Below are 19329 nucleotides of genomic sequence, written 5' to 3'. Positions count from 1 at the left end.
CGCCGCAGCAGGCGTGTTGGGCAAAAAGCCAATGACCAGCCTGCCTCAAACCGCTCCCTGGGGGTATGGGTCCCGGCGTTCGCCGGGACGACGGCAGAGGGTGCGATACCGGCGGGTCATATCCAGACCGCCTTTCGCTGCCGTTCCCAGTTTGCCAGATCAATGCTACGAACCCCGCACCATCCGCCAGATCCATACCCCGGACGCATCGATGTTCGATCTCAACCAGCTGCGCTGCTTCGTCACCGTGGCCGAGGAGCTGCATTTCGGCCGCGCCGCTGTCCGGCTGAACATGACGCAGCCGCCGCTGTCGCGGCAGATCCAGGTGCTGGAGCACATCATCGACGCGGCGCTGCTGGAGCGCACCAGCCGCTCGGTGAAGCTGACGCCGGCCGGGCGCAGCTTCCTGCCCGAGGCGCGGCGGATCCTGAAGATGGCGGAGAGCGCGGCACAGGTGGCGCAACGCATCGCCAGCGGCAAGAGCGGCTCGCTGAAGATCGGCTTCACCGCGGCCGCGGCCTACGGCTTCCTGCCCGACCTCGTCGCGGCCTGCCGCAGCGAATTGCCCGAGGCCGACCTGTCGCTCAAGGAGATGGTGTCGGGCGATCAGATCGAGGCGCTGGCCTCCGGCCAGATCGATGCCGGCCTGCTGCGGCCGCCGATCGCCCGCCCTGAATTCGCCACCCGCCGCGTCGTCGCCGAGCCGCTCTGCGCCGCGCTGCCGCGCCGCCATCGCCTGGCCTCGGCCGAGACCGTGTCGATCCGCGATTTCGACGGCCAACCGTTCATCATGTATTCGCAGACCGAGGCGCGCTACTTCCACGATCTCTTGGTCTCGCAGTTCATGCGCGCCGAGGTGCTGCCGCGCTACGTCCAGCACCTCAGCCAGATCCATTCGATCCTGGCGATGGTGCGCGCCGGCCTGGGGCTTGCGATCGTGCCCGAAGCCGCCGCCAGCCTGAAGATTGCCGATGTCCGGCTGCGGCCCTTGAAGCTGCGCAACCCCACACCGGCCGAGCTGTTCCTGGTCTGGCGCCGCGACCACGACAATCCGCTGCTGCCGGCGCTGGTCCAGCTCGCCGGAAATCTCGCCGTGCAACAGGTCGAAGATTGATACCCGGTCCGTATCAATCGATACCGTCATTGGCTTGGACCGGCATCGAACTTGGTCCTACCACATCGCCGGGGAATGCGCGCTGACGTGCGGCGCCGCATTCGTTCCCCAAGAACATTCGTGAAGGACCCGCGCGATGAGCAAGATGACTCCTGAGGAAATGGCTGCGAAAATCGGCAGCGGCCTGCTCTCCTTCCCCGTGACGCCGTTCAAGGCCGACTATTCGTTCGACGAGGCCACCTATCGCGCCAACATGGACTGGCTGTGCGGCTATGAGGTCGCGGGCCTGTTCGCCGCCGGCGGCACCGGCGAGTTCTTCTCGCTGACGGCAGCCGAGGTGCCGCAGGTGGTCAAGGTCGCGGTCGACGAGACCCGCGGCCGCGTGCCCGTGCTGGCCGGCACCGGCTATGGCACCGCGATCGCCCGCGAGATCGCGATCGGTGCCGAGAAGGCCGGCGCCGACGGCCTGCTGCTGCTGCCGCCCTATCTGATGCATGCCGAGCAGGAGGGCCTCGCCGCCCATGTCGAGGCGATCTGCAAATCGGTGAAGATCGGCGTCATCGTCTACAATCGCGACAACGCGATTTTGCAGCCGGACACCTTGGCGCGGCTGTGCGAGCGCTGCCCGAACCTGGTCGGCTACAAGGACGGCATCGGCGACATCGAGCTGATGACCCGCGTCTACAGCAAGATGGGCGACCGCCTGACCTATATCGGCGGCCTGCCGACGGCCGAGACCTTTGCCCTGCCCTATCTCGACATGGGCGTGACGACCTACTCCTCGGCCGTGTTCAACTTCGTGCCGGAGTTCGCCACCAACTTCTATGCCGCGGTGCGCAAGCGCGACCACGCCACCATCCATGCCGGATTGAAGGATTTCATTTTGCCGCTGATCGCGATACGCAACCGCAAGAAGGGCTACGCGGTGTCGATCATCAAGGCCGGCATGAAGGTGATCGGCCGCGACTCCGGCCCGGTCCGCCTGCCGCTGACCGACCTCACCGAGGGCGAGATGGCCGAGCTGACCGCGCTGGTGAAGGCGCTGCCGGGCGCCGTCTCGGCGCAGCAGGCGGCGGAGTGATTTCGCAGTCATTCCGGGGCAAGGCCGCAAGGCCTTGAACCCGGAATCTCGAAGTTGATTGAAGAGAATAGGCGCAAGCCAATCTCGAGATTCCGGGTTCAGCCCTGACGGGCTGCCCCGGAATGACGATCGGACTATCAAGAGACCGAGGAGGAGCATGATGAGTCACGACGCCACCAGCACAGGAATCTCCGGCGCGCCGGTCGTCACCGGCATGGAGGTCATTCCGGTCGCCGGCCGTGACAGCATGCTGCTCAATCTCTCGGGCGCGCATGGGCCGTTCTTCACCCGCAACCTCGTCATCCTCACCGACAATTCCGGCCATACCGGCGTCGGCGAGGTGCCCGGCGGCGAGAAGATCCGGCAGACGCTGGAGGATGCGAAGAGCCTCATCGTGGGCAAAAGCATCGGCGCCTGCAACACGGTCCTCGCGACGATGCGCACCGCTTTCGCCGACCGCGACGCCGGTGGCCGCGGCAAGCAGACCTTCGACCTGCGCGTGATGATCCATGCGGTCACGGCGGTCGAATCCGCGCTTCTCGACCTGCTCGGCCAGCATCTCGGCCTGCCCGTCGCGGCACTGCTGGGCGAGGGCCAGCAGCGTCAATCCGTCGAGGCGCTCGGCTATCTCTTCTTCGTCGGCGACCGCAGGAAGACCGACCTCCCCTACGCCACCGGCGAAGGCGAACGTGAGGGCTGGTATACGCTGCGACATCAGGAGGCGATGACGCCCGAAGCTGTCGTGCGGCTCGCCGAGGCCACCCATGACGCCTACGGCTTCGCCGACTTCAAGCTCAAGGGCGGCGTGCTCAAGGGCGAGGCCGAGATCGAGGCGGTCACCGCGATCGCAAAGCGCTTCCCCAAGGCGCGCGTCACGCTCGACCCGAACGGGGCCTGGTCCTTGGATGAAGCGATCCGGCTGTGCAAGGACATGCACGGCATTCTCGCTTATGCCGAGGACCCCTGCGGCGCCGAGGCCGGCTTCTCCGGCCGCGAGATCATGGCGGAGTTCCGCCGCGCCACCGGCCTGCCGACCGCGACGAACATGATCGCCACCGACTGGCGGCAGCTCAGCCATGCGCTGCGCCTCGGCGCCGTCGACATCCCCCTGGCCGATCCCCATTTCTGGACCATGCAGGGCTCCGTCCGCGTCGCCCAGACCTGCAAGGACAACGGCCTGACCTGGGGTTCACACTCCAACAACCATTTCGACATTTCGCTGGCGATGTTTACCCATGTGGCCGCCGCCGCGCCGGGCAAGGTCACCGCGATCGACACCCATTGGATCTGGCAGGACGGCCAGGCGCTGACGAAACAGCCGCTGCAGATCAAGGGCGGCAAGATCGCAGTCCCCGAGCAACCCGGGCTCGGCATCGAGGTTGACCGCGGCGCCATCGAAAAGGCTCATGCGCTGTACAAGAGCCACGGGCTCGGCGCACGCGACGACGCCGTCGCAATGCAGTATCTGATCCCCGGCTGGACCTTCGACGACAAGCGCCCCTGTCTCGTGCGATGACGGGGGCGATCGGTTAGATTGTCCGAGCAATCGCGCAAAGTCTGGAGAACAACATGAACGCGATCCTCAAGAATTTCATTGCCGGCGAGTGGGTCGACGGCAGCGGGGTGACCCGCAACATCAACCCGTCGAACACCAACGATGTCGTCGGCGAATACGCCAAGGCCGACAAGGCGCAGACCGAGAAGGCGATCGCCGCCGCCAAGGCTGCCTTCCCAGCCTGGTCGCGCTCGACGCCGCAGGAGCGCTATGACGCGCTGAACAAGATCTCCGCCGAGATCCTGTCGCGCAAGGAAGAGCTCGGCCGCCTGCTGGCCCGCGAGGAAGGCAAGACCCTGCCGGAGGGCATCGGCGAGGTCGCGCGTGCCGGCCAGATCTTCGCATTCTTCGCCGGCGAGGCGCTGCGCCTGACCGGCGAGAAGGGTGCCTCGGTCCGTCCCGGCCTCGACGTCGAGATCACCCGCGAGGCGGTCGGCGTTGTCGGCATGATCACGCCCTGGAATTTCCCGATCGCGATCCCTGCCTGGAAGATCGCCCCCGCGCTCTGCTACGGCAACACCGTCGTGTTCAAGCCGGCCGAGCTGGTGCCGGGCTCGGCGCATGCTTTGAGCGAGATCATCGCGCGCTCGGGCATTCCGGCCGGCGTCTTCAACCTCGTTGTCGGCTCCGGCTCGGTGGTCGGCCAGACCCTGCTCGAGCATCCCGACGTCGCCGCGATCTCCTTCACCGGGTCGGTTGGCACGGGGCGCAAGATCGCGCAGGCCTGCGTGCTGTCGAACCCGATGAAGAAGTTCCAGCTCGAGATGGGCGGCAAGAACCCGCTGGTCGTGCTCGATGACGCCGACGTCAAGGTCGCGGTCGAGGCCGCCGCCAACGGCGCCTATTTCTCGACCGGCCAGCGCTGCACGGCCTCCTCGCGCCTGATCGTCACCGAGGGCATCCACGACAAGTTCGTCGAGGCGCTGACCGATCGCTTGAAGGGTCTCGTTGTCGACGACGCCGTCAAGCAGGGCACCCATATCGGCCCTGTCGTCGACGGCAACCAGCTCGAGCAGGACCAGCGCTATCTCAAGATCGGCCAGGACGAAGGCGCCAAGCTCGCCTGGGGCGGCGAGCTGCTCAACCGCGAGTCTCCCGGCTTCTACATGCAGCCGGCGCTGTTCACCGAGGCCAACAACAACATGCGCATCGCGCGTGAAGAGATCTTCGGACCGGTCGCCTGCGTCATCCGCGCCAAGAACTACGACGAGGCGCTGGCGATCTCGAACGATACCGAGTTCGGCCTCGCGGCCGGCGTCTGCACCACCAGCCTGAAATACGCCTCGCACTTCAAGCGCAACAGCGAGGCCGGCATGGTGATGGTAAACCTGCCGACCGCCGGCGTCGACTACCACGTCCCGTTCGGCGGCCGGAAGGGATCGAGCTACGGCGCCCGCGAGCAGGGCTCCTACGCGCGCGAGTTCTACACCACGGTGAAGACGGCCTACACCTTCCCGGTGTGAGCCTGACGATCATGAACTAACAAACGGGCCGCATCCGCGGTCCACTCCCTCTCCCCGTTCTTCACGGGGAGAGGGTTGGGGTGAGGGGCAGCCACACGGGCGGTGCCCATGACAAACACAGAAGGTGGGCACGCCTCGCTTTGCCCCCTACGAGTTGAGGGAACGGAGCCAGCATGAACCAGCAGGTCGTGAACCAGGAGCCCCGCATTATCAAGCTCAACGCGCGCGACAATGTCGCGATCGTGGTGAACGATTTCGGCCTGCCTGCCGGCACCAAGCTTCCCGACGGCCTGACCCTGAAGACCTTCGTCCCGCAGGGCCACAAGACCGCGCTGGTCGACATTCCCCAGGGCGCGCCGATCGTGCGCTACGGCGAGATCATCGGATATGCAAAGTCTCTCATCGCCGCCGGCGAATGGGTCGACGAAGCCCGCATCGACATGCCCGAGGCCCCTGCGCTCGATCAGCTCGAAATCTCCACCGCCGTCCCAGCGCCGCTGCCGCCGCTCGATGGCTACACCTTCGAGGGCTATCGCAACGCCGACGGTTCGGTCGGCACCCGCAACGTGCTGGGCATCTCCACGTCGGTGCAATGCGTGAAGGGCACGCTGGAATTCGCGATCAAGCGCATCAAGTCCGAGCTGCTGCCGAAATACCCGAACGTCGACGATGTCGTCGCGCTGACCCACGCCTATGGCTGCGGCGTCGCCATCACCGCGCCCGACGCCGTGGTGCCGATCCGCACCTTGCAGAACCTCGCGCTGAACCCGAATTTCGGCGGCGAGATCCTGGTGGTCGGCCTCGGCTGCGAGAAGCTCGCGCCGGAGCGGCTGCTGCCGGAGGGCACCGAAGATTCCATCGTCCGCATGCAGGACGAAGCCTTCGACGGCTTCGGCGCCATCGTCGACGCCGTCATGACCCAGGCCGATCGCCGCCTCGCCGAGCTCAACAAGCGCACCCGCGAGACCTGCCCCGCCTCCGATCTCGTCATCGGGCTGCAATGCGGCGGCAGCGATGCGTTCTCCGGCGTGACCGCCAATCCCGCCGTGGGGTTCGCCGCCGACCTGTTGGTGCGCGCCGGCGCCACCGTGATGTTCTCCGAAGTCACTGAAGTCCGCGACGCGATTCAGCTGCTGACCCGACGCGCCATCAACGAGGACGTCGGCCGCGCGTTGATCCGCGAGATGGATTGGTACGACGCCTATCTCGCACGCGGCGGCGCCGATCGCAGCGCCAACACCACGCCGGGCAACAAGAAAGGTGGTCTCGCCAACATCGTCGAGAAGTCGCTGGGCTCGATCGTGAAATCCGGCTCGGGACCGATCCACGGCGTGCTCGCGCCGGGCGAGAAGGCCAAGCAGAAGGGCATGCTGTTCGCGGCGACGCCGGCCTCCGACTTCATCTGCGGCACCCTGCAGCTCGCCTCTGGCATGACCTTGCAGGTGTTCACCACCGGCCGCGGTACGCCCTACGGCCTCGCCGCCGCCCCCGTCATCAAGGTCGCGACCCGCACGGAACTGGCGCGGCGCTGGAAGGACCTGATCGACTTCGACGCCGGCCGCATCGCCACTGGCGAGATGACCATCGAGGAGACCGGCTGGGAGCTGTTCAAGCTGATCCTCGATGTGGCAAGCGGCCGCACCAAGCCATGGTCCGACCGTTGGGGCATCCACAACGACCTGACCTTGTTCAACCCCGCGCCGGTGACCTGAGGGAGGTTCCGCTCACCCGACCATGACAGATGCCTCGCTCAGACCCATCCCCGTCATTGCGAGCGAAGCGAAGCAATCCAGAGTCCCGCCCACCATCCTGGATTGCTTCGCTTCGCTCGCAATGACGCGTATGCTGAAGCAACGAGCCTCGACAACGAAGGCCGGGAGGAAGAGCGAGATGTCCAGCTTCAGCCGCTTCGCTGCGATCGCCGTCGCCACCCTCCTCTCCATTGCGACATCCCGCGCACAAGACGCCATCCCCAGCGTCCCCCGCGAGCTGCTCGAGGATATCGCCACCGGCAGCCGCGTGCTCGCCGATCTCGGCGTGGTTGATGCCTTCGGCCATGTCAGCGCGCGGCATCCGACCAATCCCAAGCACTTCCTGATGGCGCGCTCGGTCGCGCCGGCGCAGGTCACGGCCGCCGACATCATGGAGTTCGACGAGAACGGCGAGCCGGTTGACGCCAGGAACCGCGCCGTCTTCCTTGAGCGCTTCATCCATGCCGAGATCTACAAGGCCCGTCCCGACGTCAACGCCGTCGTGCACACCCATTCGCCCGGCGTGGTGCCGTTCAGCGTCAGCCGCACACCCTTGAGACCGCTCTATCACAACGCCGCCTTCCTCGGCGAAGGCGCGCCGGTGTGGGACATCGGCAAGGAGTTCGGCGCCACCGACATGCTGGTGCGCAACAACGCCATCGGCAAGTCGCTGGCGGCTGCGCTCGCCGACAAATCCGTGGTGCTGATGCGCGGCCATGGCGACGTCATCGTCGGCCCGGCGGTGCAGGCCGCCGTGTTCCGCGCCTACTACACCGACGTCAATGCGAGGCTGCAGGCCCAGGCCATCGGCCTAGGCTCCGACGTCACCTATCTCAGCGCCGAGGAGGCCGCCAAGGCCGACGGCGTCAACATGGTGATCATGGATCGCGCCTGGGCGCTGTGGAAGCAGAAGGTGCAGCCGGGGAAATAGCATGGCGCTGCAGGCTTCACGAGATCCGGTTCATCAGGGGCAGCCCGGACGCGCTGCCCCTGGAGTCCAACGCAGCGTCGATGCCGTCCTACACCGCGCCTTCCGTCTCGACATACAGCGCGTACAGCGAATGCGACGCCGCCATGTAGAGCCGGTTGTTCTTCGGCCCGCCGAACGTCAGGTTGGCGCACCGCTCCGGCAGACGGATGAAGCCGATCGGCTTGCCCAAGGGATTGAACACCATCACGCCGTCGAGATCCTCCGACTTGGCCTTGAGCGGAAACACCTTGCGGCCGTTGACGTCCACCGGCTCCGACGCGAGCGCGCCGTTCGAGCCCCAGCCGCACCACAGATTGCCGTCACGGTCGACACGGAAGCCATCGAGCGAGCCCTGGTCGGCGGCGTCGATCAGCTTCACCTTGTTGCCGACCGTGCCGTCGGCATTGACGTCGTAGCTCCAGATGCTGCGGTTGGGCGTGCCCTTCCACTCCACGACGTAGAGCTTCTTCTCATCCGGCGAGAAGGCGAGCCCGTTGGGATTGACAAGGTCGGTGATGACCGCGCTCAGCTTGCCGTCGGTGCCGATCCGGAAGACGTTGGTGTTGGCCTGCTCGGACTTCGCCTTGAAGCCTTCCCAGTTGCCGTTGATGCCGAACAGCGGATCGGTGAACCAGATCGTGTCGTCGGACTTCACGACGATATCGTTCGGCGCGTTCAGCCGCTTGCCCTCGAAGCTGTCGGCGAGCACGGTGACGGTGCCGTTCTTCTCGGTGCGGGTGATGCGGCGGGTCACCGAATGCTCGCAGCTCACCAGCCGCCCCTGGCGATCGCGCGTGTTGCCATTGGCGTAGTTGGCCGGGCTGCGGAAGACGGTGAAGCTGCCGTCCTTCTCGCTGTACTTCATGATCCGGTTGTTGGGGATGTCGCTCAGCAGCAGATAGCCTTCCTCGGGGAAATAGGCGGGCCCTTCCGCCCAGCGCATGCCGCTGGCGACCTGCTCGACGGTCGAGCTATAGAGCCGGTACTTGGCGAAGCTGGGATCGAGGATCTCGACGGCCGGGTCGGGATAGCGCTGGTTCGGCTTGAAGGCAAAGGACTGTGCCTTCGCCCGGCTCGAGATCGCAACCGCCGCTCCGCTCAGCGCGGCCGACAGGATGCCGCGACGCGACAGATTCATCAGTTTCCTCCGTATCATTCTTGTGTCGACCGTCGAGCGGTCGCATGTTCCCCAATAGATGCTATGTGCGGAACTTTCCACGGCTTTCGCGGCTTCGATCGACATCACCGCAATGCAGCGCGCGACACCGCCAGAGGTTCACCCCGTCTTCCCGGGTGGGCCGCACCGGGCCTCACCGGACCTCTTTTCGCCGCAAAGCTGACACATCCCATGGGCGTTGCGCGAACATGATTCTGTCCAGGCTGCCGCTGCGGATGTCCTCGAATATTCCTCGCCTCGTCGTCCTCGGCTTTGGCCTTTTCCTCGGCCTTTGCGCGCCATCCCGGGCGCAGGCGCCGCTGGCGAGCGCGAGCACGCCCGAGGAGCGCCCCGACATCGATCTCTATGCTCTGATGTCCGGCAGCTGCGGTGCCGTGAAGGTCGATGGCCGCGAGTTTCCGTGCAAGACGGTGGCGTTCTTTCACAGCGAAAAGGGCCGCGCCCATTTCACCGTCGCGCTCGACGATCCCAATGACGAGAGCCACATCATCGCTTTCTCGGGGATCAATGGCCGCAGGTCGGTGCAGAACGTCTACGTGCTGCCGGTCGACCGGATGCTGCTGAATTCGAAGCACCGGCCGAAGGTCGACGGCATCCCGGTGCCCGCGGCGCAGAGCTCGTCCGGGGTCTGCCGGCAGGTCGGCAACTTCGCGATGCTCAAGGTCACCAGCGTGACCTGCACCGCCAAGGACGATGCCGGCCGCCTTTATGAGCTGAAGTTCGTCTCGGACGGTTCGCCCATCACCCTGCGCCGGGTGCGCCAGACCATGACCAACGCCGAGCACGACCCGTACCAATAGCCGGCCGCTCCGCGGGCCGACGCATCGCGCGCCGCGCTCCGGATGCAAAAAAATCACCGATCCCGTTGAACGTGTGCTTATCTCCTCCGACCTATCGGCAAAGGGGAGGAGCGCCATGCCGATCGAGCCGACCAACCTTGATGCCGCCAACACTCAGCATGAGGACGGCGTCACGCTGTCTTTGTCCGGCGGCGGCTACCGCGCCATGGTGTTTCACATCGGCGCCCTCTGGCGACTCAACGAAGTCGGGCTGCTCAGCCGACTGAAGCGGATTTCCAGTGTATCCGGCGGCTCGATCACGTCAGCCTATCTCGGCCTGCGTTGGAAGGACCTCCACTTCGACGCCGCAGGCAAGGCCGACAACTTCGCGATCATCGTCGACGGGCTTCGCAAGATGGCCGACACGTCCGTCGACATCGGCGCCGTGATCGGAGGAATCTTCCTCCCCGGGACCATCAGCGACCGCGTCGCGGCCGCCTATGACGACGTGCTGTTCAAGGGCAGGAAGCTCGCCGATCTTCCCGACGACAGCGGCGGCAATGCGCCGCGCTTCGTTATCAATGCCACCAACATGCAGTCGACCGTGCTGTGGCGGTTCTCGCGCCGCTATATGGGCGATTATCGCGTCGGCCTGGTCGATGCGCCGGACGTGACGCTGGCCACCGCCGTCGCGGCGTCCTCCGCCTTTCCGCCGATCCTCTCACCGCTCACCCTGCCGATCCGCCAGCCGGTTCGCAAGGTCGACGGCGCCGATCTCAATCACCCGCCCTACACCACGAGCGCGGTGCTCAGCGACGGCGGCGTCTACGACAATCTGGGCCTCGAGACCGTCAAGCGCTTCTCGACCTTGCTCGTCAGCGATGCCGGCCAGCAGATCGCGCCGGAGGAGGACCCGCACCACGACTGGGCCCGCCATTCGCTTCGCATTCTCGGCGTCATCGACAATCAGGTGCGAAGCCTGCGCAAGCGTCAGCTGATCGACGCCTACAATCGCGGCGATCATACCGGGACCTATTGGGGCATCCGCACCAGCTTTGCCGACTACAAGCTCCCAACGGACCCGCTGGACTGCCTGCACCGCGACCCGGCGCCACTGGCGGCCATCTCGACCCGGCTCGAGAAGATGCCCCATGACGTCCAGAACCGGTTGATGAACTGGGGCTACGCCGTCTGCGACGCCGCGCTGCGAGCCCATATCGACGCAAGCTTGCAACAGAAGCTCGGCATCCAGATCACCGCTCCGACGGGCTTCCCATTTGCCGGAGCCTATTGATCGGGCTTCACGAGTAGAGACGAGCGCCAGGGCAGGAAGACGCCAGGATGACGCATCGACAGCGCTTCACATGCGACGACGTCACGCCGACGAGCGAAGCCCCTGCGCAGCCGCCGCGCGAGATCCCGGACGACATCTTCTCGACGGCGGAAATCCCGTATCCATCGGAGCGGCCGCTCAACGTCTATGCCTTCGACCCGAGCCTCGGCAAATTCGTCGGCAATCAGATGGTCACGCATGTGCGCTACGAGAGCCTCCAACCGGGCCCGATCGGCGAGCGGTTCGCCGTGATCGACTACGATGGCAGCCAGAAGACGTTCTACAAGCCGGTCGATCTCGACGACCCGAAGCTGCTGATGACCCACGGCCTGCCCCCGTCGGAGGCTGACCCGCGGTTTCACCAGCAGATGGTCTACGCAGTGGCGAGCGAGACCCTGCAGCGCTTCGAATTCGCGCTCGGCCGGCGCGTGCGCTGGCGGACGCGCCTCGACCGCAGCCATCCGCCGGCGCCGCGCGGCGCCTCGCGACGCCTCAGCCTGTTCCCGCATGCGATGTGCGAGGCGAACGCGTTTTACAGTCCGGATGCCCACGGCATTTTGTTCGGCTACTTCAAGGCCAGCCGCACCAATCCCGGCCGCAACCTGCCGGGCCAGACCGTGTTCACCTGCCTGTCGCACGACATCATCGTGCACGAGACCACGCATGCGATCGTTGATGGCATCCGCGAGCACTTCATGGAGCCGACCAATGTCGATGTCGCGGCCTTCCACGAGGCGTTCGCCGATCTCGCCGCGCTATTCCTTCACTTCTCCCACAAGGAGGTGTTGGTCGATACGCTGCAGAAGACCGGCGGCAAGCTGTTCGAATACAAGCTCAAAGGCGATGCCGAGCTGGCGCCCGGAGGTACCCCCGCGATCCAGTCGCAGCTCAGCACCGAAAATCCGCTGATCGCGCTGGCCACGCAGTTCGGCGAGGCCGCCGGGCGGCAATCCAGCCTGCGCAGCGCGCTGATGACCCCGGCGACGCCTGATGGCGCCAAGGATATCGCGACCAAGATCGAGCCTCACGAACGCGGCTCGATTCTGGTCGCCGCCGTGTTCGACGCCTACTTCACCGTCTATGGCCGGAGAACCTTCGACCTGTTCCGGATCTTTCGCGCCGGCGGCGGAAGCGTCGACAAGGCCGACCTGCCGGCGCCGCTTGCGAACCGGCTGGCAATGGAGGCAAGCCGCACGGCGGAAGAGTTCTTCAGCCTCTGCGCCCGCGCGCTGGACTATTGCCCACCCGTCGACATCACCTTCGGTGATTTCCTGCGCGCGCTGCTGACAGCGCATCTGGACTATACGCCCGACGATCCCGACCGCATCCGCGACGCGCTGATGCAGGCCTTCCGCCTGCGCGGCATTGTCGCCGAGAACGCAACGGCGTTCTCGGAAGATGCCTTGTTCTGGCCGAAGGTCGTGCGCGGCAGCCTTCGCGTTCCGGGCCTGACCTTCGGTGACCCGAACGGCCTCACCAAGGAGGAGAAGGATCACAACGGCGACGTGCTGCGCGCCTTCGCCGTGACCCATGCCGACAAGCTCGGCTTCGACGCAAAGGCCGGCAAGATCGAGGCGCCCTCCTTTCATCCGATGTTCTCGACCGGCAAGGACGGCAAGCTCTATGTCAGCATGGTGGTCGAGCTGGTGCAGACCGTGCGGGTCCCGTTCGGTCTCGGCATCCCCGGCACATTCCCGCTGCGCAACGGGGTCACCTTGCTGATCGCGCAGGATCCGCCCGACCACGACAAGCGCCCCGAACCGCGCGTGCGCTTCGTCATTCCCAAGCTTTACCGGCCCGAGCGCGAGGAACGGGTGCGCAATTTCTATATCGCAAGCGGGCGCGCCACCACGCAGCCGACCGGACACGACGACGACAAGCGCTTCCGCCTCGACTTCGCGCTGCTCCATGCAGGAGTCTGACATGCCGCGCAGCCATCCGACATCGGCGAAGTCCAGCTCTCCGCAGCAACGCAAGCCTGCGGGCCGAGCCGGAACGGGGCGCAAACGATCTGTGCCGGCAGCAAACGTCGCCGCTTCGCCTGCCCTCCCCGTGAAGGCCGCCAGCGGGCTGCGCGTGCGCATGTACAGGATCGGCTTCGGCGACTTCTTCCTGCTCAGCATCCCGACGCAGACCGGCGCCAGCCACATCCTGATCGACTGCGGCGTCCACGCCAAGGACCTCGGCAGCATGCGCGCAGCCGTCACCCAGATGGCCAGGGACTGCGGCAACCGGCTGGCGCTGGTGATCATGACGCATCGGCACGCCGATCACATCTCGGGCTTCGGCAGCTGTGCCGACATCTTCGCCCAGATCGAGGTCGCGCGGGTCTGGATGCCCTGGTTCGAAAATCCGGCCAATCCCAAGGCTGCGGCGTTCCAGGCCAGTCTGGTCGCGATGGCCGGCGATCTCGGCCGCCAGTTCCGGGCGCGGCTGGCGGCGGGGCCCGATCCCGAGGCCGATCAGTTGCTGAGCATGGCCGAGAACATCACCGGCGGCCTCGGAGTCGCCGGGATCGCCGCCAATCAGAAGGCGCTCAACGTCCTGCACGGCGGCTTCAAGGGCACGCAGCCCGAGCATGACTACTACAAGGCCGGCGATCCGCCGGTGTTGCCACCCGATCTCGCGGCGGCCGGTCTGACGGCAGAGATCCTCGGCCCGCCGATCGACGACGTCCTCATCGGCCAGATGACCAACAAGAACCAGCAATATCTGGCGGGAGCGACCGAGAGCAGCGAGCAGCCGGACCGGCTGAAGCCGTTCGGCAACGCCTTCCGCGGCAAGCGCGAGGACTATTGCGACAAGGCTTTCGCGCCCTATGGCTACGACCGCATGCTGCGCATGCTCCATGGCGCGCAGCCCGACGTGCTGGCCGCCCAGGCGCAGGCAGCGGACAAGACGCTGAACAATCAGAGCCTCGTCATTCTGTTCTCCTTCGGCGGCAAGAACCTCCTGTTCGCCGGCGATGCGCAATGGGGCAATTGGGAAAACTTCCTCTATGGCGGCGCCTATGGCACGCCGGGCCACACCCAGCTCACCGCCAAGGCGCAGGATATCCTCGGCAAGATCGACTTCTACAAGGTCGGTCATCACGGCAGCGCCAATGCGACACCGAAGGACGCCGTCAAGGCGATGCGCATCGGCTGCGTCGGCATGTGCTCGACCCAGGAGCACGCCTATAACGAGGTGCCGCGCGCGCCGCTTCTCGACGCCTTGCGCCAGCGGATGAACGATCAGCTGGCGCGCAGCGACCAGGTCGCGGCCGGTGCCGAGGCGCCAGCCAATCCGCAAGCCGGCCCGCTGCCGAAGGCGTTCACGGCTCCCTCGCAACAGCTCTTCATCGACTACGACTTCTGACGTCGCGGCGACCCCACCTCTCGCAGCACCTGCTGCGCCGCGTGCCCGAGCCGCCGCGCGGCATCAGCCAGATCCTTCGCGGCGAAGCCGGAATAGCCGAGAATGAAGCCATCCGGTCCCCGCTGCGCGATCCGCGCGTCCGACAGCAGGCGGCATTCGATGCCGGCCTGCTCACGGATCAGCCGAGCCGTGTCTTTCGGCGTCCCAGGCGGCAGCGTTGCCAGGAGATGCAGGCCCTGGGCTGGCGCGGACAATTGCAGAGATCCCTTGGCGTGTCTGGCGAGCGCCTCGGCGACCACATCGCGCGCTTGGCGGTAGCGCGGGCGCATCCGCCGCATGTGGGCCGCGATCACGCCGTCGGCCATCAGATCGGCGAGTGCATCCTGCATGAAGGCCGGTGGAAACCGATCCTGCGCGGCCCGCGCGGCGACCACGCGCGCGACCAATGCGGGCGGCACCACGAGATAGCCGAGCCGGAGCCCCGCGAACAGCGTCTTGCCGAAGGTGCCGAGATAGATCACGCGCTCGCCCCCGATGCCGGCCAGCGCCGTCAGCGGCGGGCCGGCGAAGCGATACTCGCTGTCGTAATCGTCCTCGAAAATATAGGCCTCCGCACGGCGCGCCCAGTCCAGCAGAGCGATCCGCCGTGCCATGCTCATCGCGACGCCCGTGGGAAATTGATGCGAGGGCGTGACGTACACGGCTTTCGCGCGTGCATCGGCCTTCTCGCCAGCGCTCACCATGATGCCTTCACCATCGACAGGGACCGGCACCAGCTTCGCTCCGGTGGAGCTCAGCGTATGGCGCGAGGCGACGTAGCCGGGATCCTCGAACCACACGGCGTCTCCCGGCGTCAGCAAGGCATCGATGCAAAGTCTCAAGCCGTGCTGCGTGCCGCTGACGATCAGGATGCAACTCGGGTCGCAGCGAACGCCGCGATTGGCGGCGAGATAATGCGCGACTTGCGCGCGCAGATGCAGGCTGCCCCGGGGATCACCATAGCCCAGCTCACCGGGGGCAGCCTGCGCGATACGGCGACGGCTGGCCGTGGCGAGGCGTTTCAACAGCACCGGATCGACCAGCGTGACCCCGAGCGCGAAAGGCCTGTTCTGCGGAATCCTGATCTCGAGCTCGGCAGCCGGAGCAGCCGTCTGCGGCGTCGGCAGTTGCGCGGCGACATAGGTCCCCGCGCCGTGCCGCGCCTCCACCAGACCGTCCGATAACAGCGCCTCATAGGCTGCGACGATCGCATTGCGCCGAACCCCGAGTTGCTCGGCGAGCGCGCGCGTCGAAGGCAGCCGCAGACCCGGCGCCAGCAGGCCATCGACGATGCCGGCGCGCAGTGCGCCATGGACCTGCAGCGACTGGCCGCGGATGGCACGGTCGAGCACGATCGGCAGCGTCAGCAGGTCGTCACGCCGCCGCGAAGTGGTTGCTTTCTTTTGCATCGAAGTGGAACTCCCAGCAACCACTTTGCCATGGCATGACGTCGCCGCAAACAGGAGACTGACGATGACCGAGCAGCAGGTGGCGAGCTATCCCGTCGACGACACCAACCGGGTCAAGCGGCGCCATCAGCGCGCCCACTACGATCATGCCACGGTGCACGCCCTGCTCGACTCGGCCGCGCTTTGCCACGTGTCCTACGTCATCGACGGCCAGCCCTACTGCACGCCGACGCTGTATTGGCGCGAGGGCTCGACGCTGTACTGGCACGGATCGAGCGCGAGCCGGATGCTGCGCAATCTGTCCGAGGGGCAGCCGGCCTGTCTCACCGTCACTCATCTCGACAGCCTGGTGCTGGCGCGCAGCGCCTTTCATCACTCCGCGGATTATCGCTCGGTGATGGCGTTCGGCCATGCGCGGCTGATCGAGGACCAGGGTGAGAAAGCCCGTGCTCTGACGATGATGGTCGACCGCCTGTTCCCTGGCCGGACGGCAACGCTGCGGCCGACAACCGAGCAGGAGCTCAAGGCCACATCGGTCGTCACCATGGACATCGAGAAGGCGTCCGCGAAGATCCGTGCGGCGGGCGTGATCGATGACGAGGAGGATTATGCGCTGCCGATCTATGCCGAGAGGATTCCGGTGCGGACGGTGATCGAACCGGCGGAGCCTGATAGCAGGCTGCTGGCGGGCGTCACGCGTCCTGAGACACTCTCGGCTTTCAGAACCGGGCGGCGGCTGGATGAGGCGCTGACGGAGACGTATGCCATGAGCTATCCGGCGGGGTAGCTCTGCGGGAGACAACCCGCATATCCCTCGGCAACCACCACCGTCGTCCCGGCGAACGCCGGGACTCATAACCACAGGGAGCAGTTTGAGGCAGGACAGTGGCTAGCAGCTCGCGCCTCATGTCTGCTGCGGAGTATGGGTCCCGGATCGGCGCCCGACGCGCTCTCGCGCGTCGCGGCTTGTCCGGGACGACATCTGGGATAACGCGCGCAGCAGACTCTGCGATCAGCAGATATGAGTTGCCCACCCTCAGACTTCCTACCGCTCAATCATCCTGTTCCAGCGCGTATTCCACTCCGCGCGCTTGGCGTTGATCACGTCCCAATCCAGCGTGATCGCGCTCTTCATGTAGGTGTGGAAGGTGGCGAGCTTCTGCTCCGCCGCCGGCGTCGTCGCCTTCGCAGCCGTGTTGGACGGAACGATGTTGCCGGCCGCCAGCGCCTTGGCCTGGGCGTCGGGCGACAGCAGATAGGCGGCGAGCTTCTGCGCCAGCTCGGCTTCCGAATTGTTGGCGATCACGCATTCGGCGACCATCAGCACGACCGAGCCTTCCTTCGGTTGCGCATACTCGGCCGGAATTCCCTTCTCCTTCAGCGTCGACACCGCGGTCGGCGTCAGCGGGAAGATCGCGGCCTCGCCGGTCTGCACCATCTCGGAGATCTTGGCCGAGTTCGGGATGTATTCGAGCACGTTCTTGCCGATCGTGTCCGGAAACGCCTTGAAGCCGGGCTCGACATTGGCCTCGCTGCCACCCTTGATGCGGTTGAACATCAGGAAGGCGTGCAGGCCGAAGGTCGAGACCGAGGCCGACTGGAATACGACCTTGTCCTTGAACTTGGGATCGGCGAGATCGAGCCATGACGTCGGCGCCGCCCAGCCCTTCTCGTCGAACAGCTTCTTGTTGTAGGCCAAGCCCGTCATGCCGATGTCGATGCCTGCGGCGAGGTCGTCCTTCAGCCGCGCGAACGGCTCGAGCTGGGCCAGCCCTTCGCTCGGCTTCAGCTTCTCGCACAGGCCGAGGCCGGCGGCGCGGATCATCACGCCGTCGTCGAGAAACATCACATGCATCTGTGGCTTGTCTTTCGCCGCGATCGCCTTGGCCAGGATCTCCGAGGACGTGCCGGGCACGACGACGATCTTGACGTCGTTGGCCTTCTCGAAATCCGGAAACACCGCCTGCGTGTAGGTGCGCTCGAAATTGCCGCCGTTCATGCCGACATAGAGCGTCTTGGTCTCGGCGTTCGCGACTGATGTGGCGAGCATCAGCGCGAGGGCTGAGCCGAGCGCGGCGCGGGCGTGGATCATGGCGAGGTCTCCTTATCCTGTCGTCGTTGGCTAGGGAGCATCGCCCGGCTGCGATGCAGGTGAGAAACGGGTGATCGCAAAGGCGTCGATCGGCGTCGCGGCCTGGCCATCACGCACCAGCTCGGCCAGGACCTCACCAACGCCAGGCGCGATCTGGAAGCCGGCGCCGGAGAAGCCGAAGGCGTGGATGAGGCCCGGCGTCGTGGCGCTCGGCCCGATCACCGGGTTGCGGTCGGGCATCGTCGCCTCGGTACCGCTCCAGAACCGGATCGCCTGCGCATGACGCAAGGGGCCGAACAGCTCGCTGGCGCGCTGCATGATCGTGAGCGCGCCGTCGCTGCGCGGGCGCGAATAGTCGGCATCGGCGAGCGGCGCGCCGCGCTCGCCGCCGACCACGACATTGCCGCGCGTCACCTGCCGTGCGTAGATGCCGCCGCCCTCGATGCCGATGTTGACGCTGAGAAAAGCATCCAGCGGCTCGGTCACGATCATCGAGGGATAGGTGCGTTCCAGAGGCACCGGTTCACCGAATGCGGCCGCGAAGCTATCAGCCCAGGCGCCGGCGCTGTTGATGAGCGCCCGCGCTGTGATGGCGATGTCACCGGCCTCCAGTGTAAAGCCCTCGAACGTTCGGGTGGCGCCGACAACTTCTGTATTCTCCAGCACCTCAACGCCGGCGCGGCGGGCTGCGACCGCAAAGGCGCTTGCGACCAGCCGCGGATTGGCGTGGCCGTCACCGGGACAGTAGGAGGCGCCAACGACGTCGCCGCCGATACCGAACCGTTCGCTGAGCTGGTTGTGCCCGACGAGCTCGAGAGCGAGCCCGAACGGCGCGACCTGGGCGGCATAGCGCTCCAGGCTCGCCATGTCCTCAAGGCTGCGCGCCAGCTTGAGATGGCCGGAGCGGAGGAATTCGCCGTCGATGCCGATCAATTGCTTCAGCCGCGGCCAGATCGCGTGCGAGCGCTGCGACAGCGGCAACTGCTCGGGCGGCCGGCCCTGCCGGCGCACGCCGCCGTAATTCACGCCGCTCGCCTGGGCGCCGCAAAAACCCTTGTCGAGCAACGTGACAGAGAAGCCCATGCCGCGCAGCGCCAGCGCTGCGGAGCTGCCGACCAGTCCGCCGCCGATGATCGCCACATCGCAGTCAATGCGCCGGGTCATGCTGCCTCTCTTCGGTGGAGAGGCTGACGGCTAGGGGGATCGGCT

At 66.1% G+C, this 19329-nt stretch carries 15 protein-coding genes; 11 read left to right on the top strand and 4 right to left on the bottom strand.

The window, feature by feature from the left end; genetic code table 11:
- Positions 1-211 precede the first annotated feature (211 nt).
- The 6 genes from BRAO375_RS34795 to BRAO375_RS34765 all read left to right on the top strand — a co-directional run bounded on the left by BRAO375_RS34795 (position 212) and on the right by BRAO375_RS34765 (position 7895).
- Complete coding sequence (locus BRAO375_RS34795) at positions 212-1114, top strand: LysR family transcriptional regulator (RefSeq protein WP_009032116.1); 903 nt, start codon at positions 212-214, stop codon at positions 1112-1114.
- 136 nt (positions 1115-1250) lie between these two features.
- Entirely contained in the window at positions 1251-2195 is a 945-nt protein-coding gene (kdgD, locus tag BRAO375_RS34790) for a 5-dehydro-4-deoxyglucarate dehydratase (protein WP_009032115.1), read from the top strand.
- Between the two features lie 160 nt (positions 2196-2355).
- Positions 2356-3711, top strand: a complete 1356-nt coding sequence (gudD, locus tag BRAO375_RS34785; protein WP_009032114.1) for a glucarate dehydratase — start codon at positions 2356-2358, stop codon at positions 3709-3711.
- Between the two features lie 53 nt (positions 3712-3764).
- Complete coding sequence (locus BRAO375_RS34780) at positions 3765-5213, top strand: aldehyde dehydrogenase family protein (RefSeq protein WP_009032113.1); 1449 nt, start codon at positions 3765-3767, stop codon at positions 5211-5213.
- A gap of 173 nt (positions 5214-5386) precedes the next feature.
- Positions 5387-6925, top strand: coding sequence for a galactarate dehydratase (gene garD, locus BRAO375_RS34775; protein WP_009032112.1), 1539 nt, complete (start codon positions 5387-5389; stop codon positions 6923-6925).
- Between the two features lie 178 nt (positions 6926-7103).
- The gene (locus tag BRAO375_RS34765; RefSeq protein ID WP_283806114.1) at positions 7104-7895 is read left to right on the top strand and encodes a class II aldolase/adducin family protein; all 792 of its coding nucleotides are present in this window, start codon (positions 7104-7106) and stop codon (positions 7893-7895) included.
- Positions 7896-7983: 88 nt separating this feature from the next.
- Here the strand turns inward: BRAO375_RS34765 and BRAO375_RS34760 are convergent, their stop codons facing one another.
- Positions 7984-9072, bottom strand: coding sequence for an SMP-30/gluconolactonase/LRE family protein (locus BRAO375_RS34760; RefSeq protein WP_009032110.1), 1089 nt, complete (start codon positions 9070-9072; stop codon positions 7984-7986).
- Between the two features lie 254 nt (positions 9073-9326).
- On the opposite strand from BRAO375_RS34760, the gene BRAO375_RS34755 reads away from it, so the two are divergent.
- The 4 genes from BRAO375_RS34755 to BRAO375_RS34740 all read left to right on the top strand — a co-directional run bounded on the left by BRAO375_RS34755 (position 9327) and on the right by BRAO375_RS34740 (position 14580).
- Positions 9327-9911, top strand: a complete 585-nt coding sequence (locus BRAO375_RS34755; RefSeq protein ID WP_009032109.1) for a hypothetical protein — start codon at positions 9327-9329, stop codon at positions 9909-9911.
- 115 nt (positions 9912-10026) lie between these two features.
- Positions 10027-11184 carry a patatin-like phospholipase family protein gene (locus tag BRAO375_RS34750; protein ID WP_009032108.1) on the top strand — a complete coding sequence of 386 codons (1158 nt, stop codon included), beginning with the start codon at positions 10027-10029 and terminating at the stop codon, positions 11182-11184.
- Positions 11185-11231: 47 nt separating this feature from the next.
- A complete protein-coding gene (locus tag BRAO375_RS34745; protein ID WP_009032107.1) occupies positions 11232-13145 on the top strand; it encodes a gluzincin family metallopeptidase in 1914 nt (637 codons plus the stop codon).
- A 130-nt stretch (positions 13146-13275) separates the two neighbouring features.
- Positions 13276-14580, top strand: a complete 1305-nt coding sequence (locus BRAO375_RS34740; protein ID WP_009032106.1) for a ComEC/Rec2 family competence protein — start codon at positions 13276-13278, stop codon at positions 14578-14580.
- Here the strand turns inward: BRAO375_RS34740 and pdxR are convergent.
- A complete protein-coding gene (gene pdxR, locus BRAO375_RS34735) occupies positions 14568-16028 on the bottom strand; it encodes a MocR-like pyridoxine biosynthesis transcription factor PdxR (protein ID WP_009032105.1) in 1461 nt (486 codons plus the stop codon). The genes BRAO375_RS34740 and pdxR overlap by 13 nt on opposite strands.
- A 64-nt stretch (positions 16029-16092) precedes the next feature.
- Here pdxR and BRAO375_RS34730 point away from each other — a divergent pair, with 64 nt between their 5' ends.
- Positions 16093-16815 (top strand): pyridoxamine 5'-phosphate oxidase family protein, encoded by a 723-nt coding sequence (locus tag BRAO375_RS34730; protein ID WP_009032104.1) that lies wholly within the window; start codon positions 16093-16095, stop codon positions 16813-16815.
- Between the two features lie 258 nt (positions 16816-17073).
- On the opposite strand, the gene BRAO375_RS34725 is transcribed toward BRAO375_RS34730, so the two are convergent.
- Complete coding sequence (locus BRAO375_RS34725; protein WP_009032103.1) at positions 17074-18120, bottom strand: ABC transporter substrate-binding protein; 1047 nt, start codon at positions 18118-18120, stop codon at positions 17074-17076.
- Between the two features lie 30 nt (positions 18121-18150).
- Entirely contained in the window at positions 18151-19284 is a 1134-nt protein-coding gene (locus tag BRAO375_RS34720; protein WP_009032102.1) for an NAD(P)/FAD-dependent oxidoreductase, read from the bottom strand.
- Positions 19285-19329 lie beyond the last annotated feature (45 nt).

The sequence above is a fragment of the Bradyrhizobium sp. ORS 375 genome (assembly GCF_000239775.1).
Lineage (GTDB): Bacteria > Pseudomonadota > Alphaproteobacteria > Rhizobiales > Xanthobacteraceae > Bradyrhizobium.
Note: the sequence above shows the minus strand (reverse complement) of the source record. Positions and strands in the feature narration are given on the sequence as shown.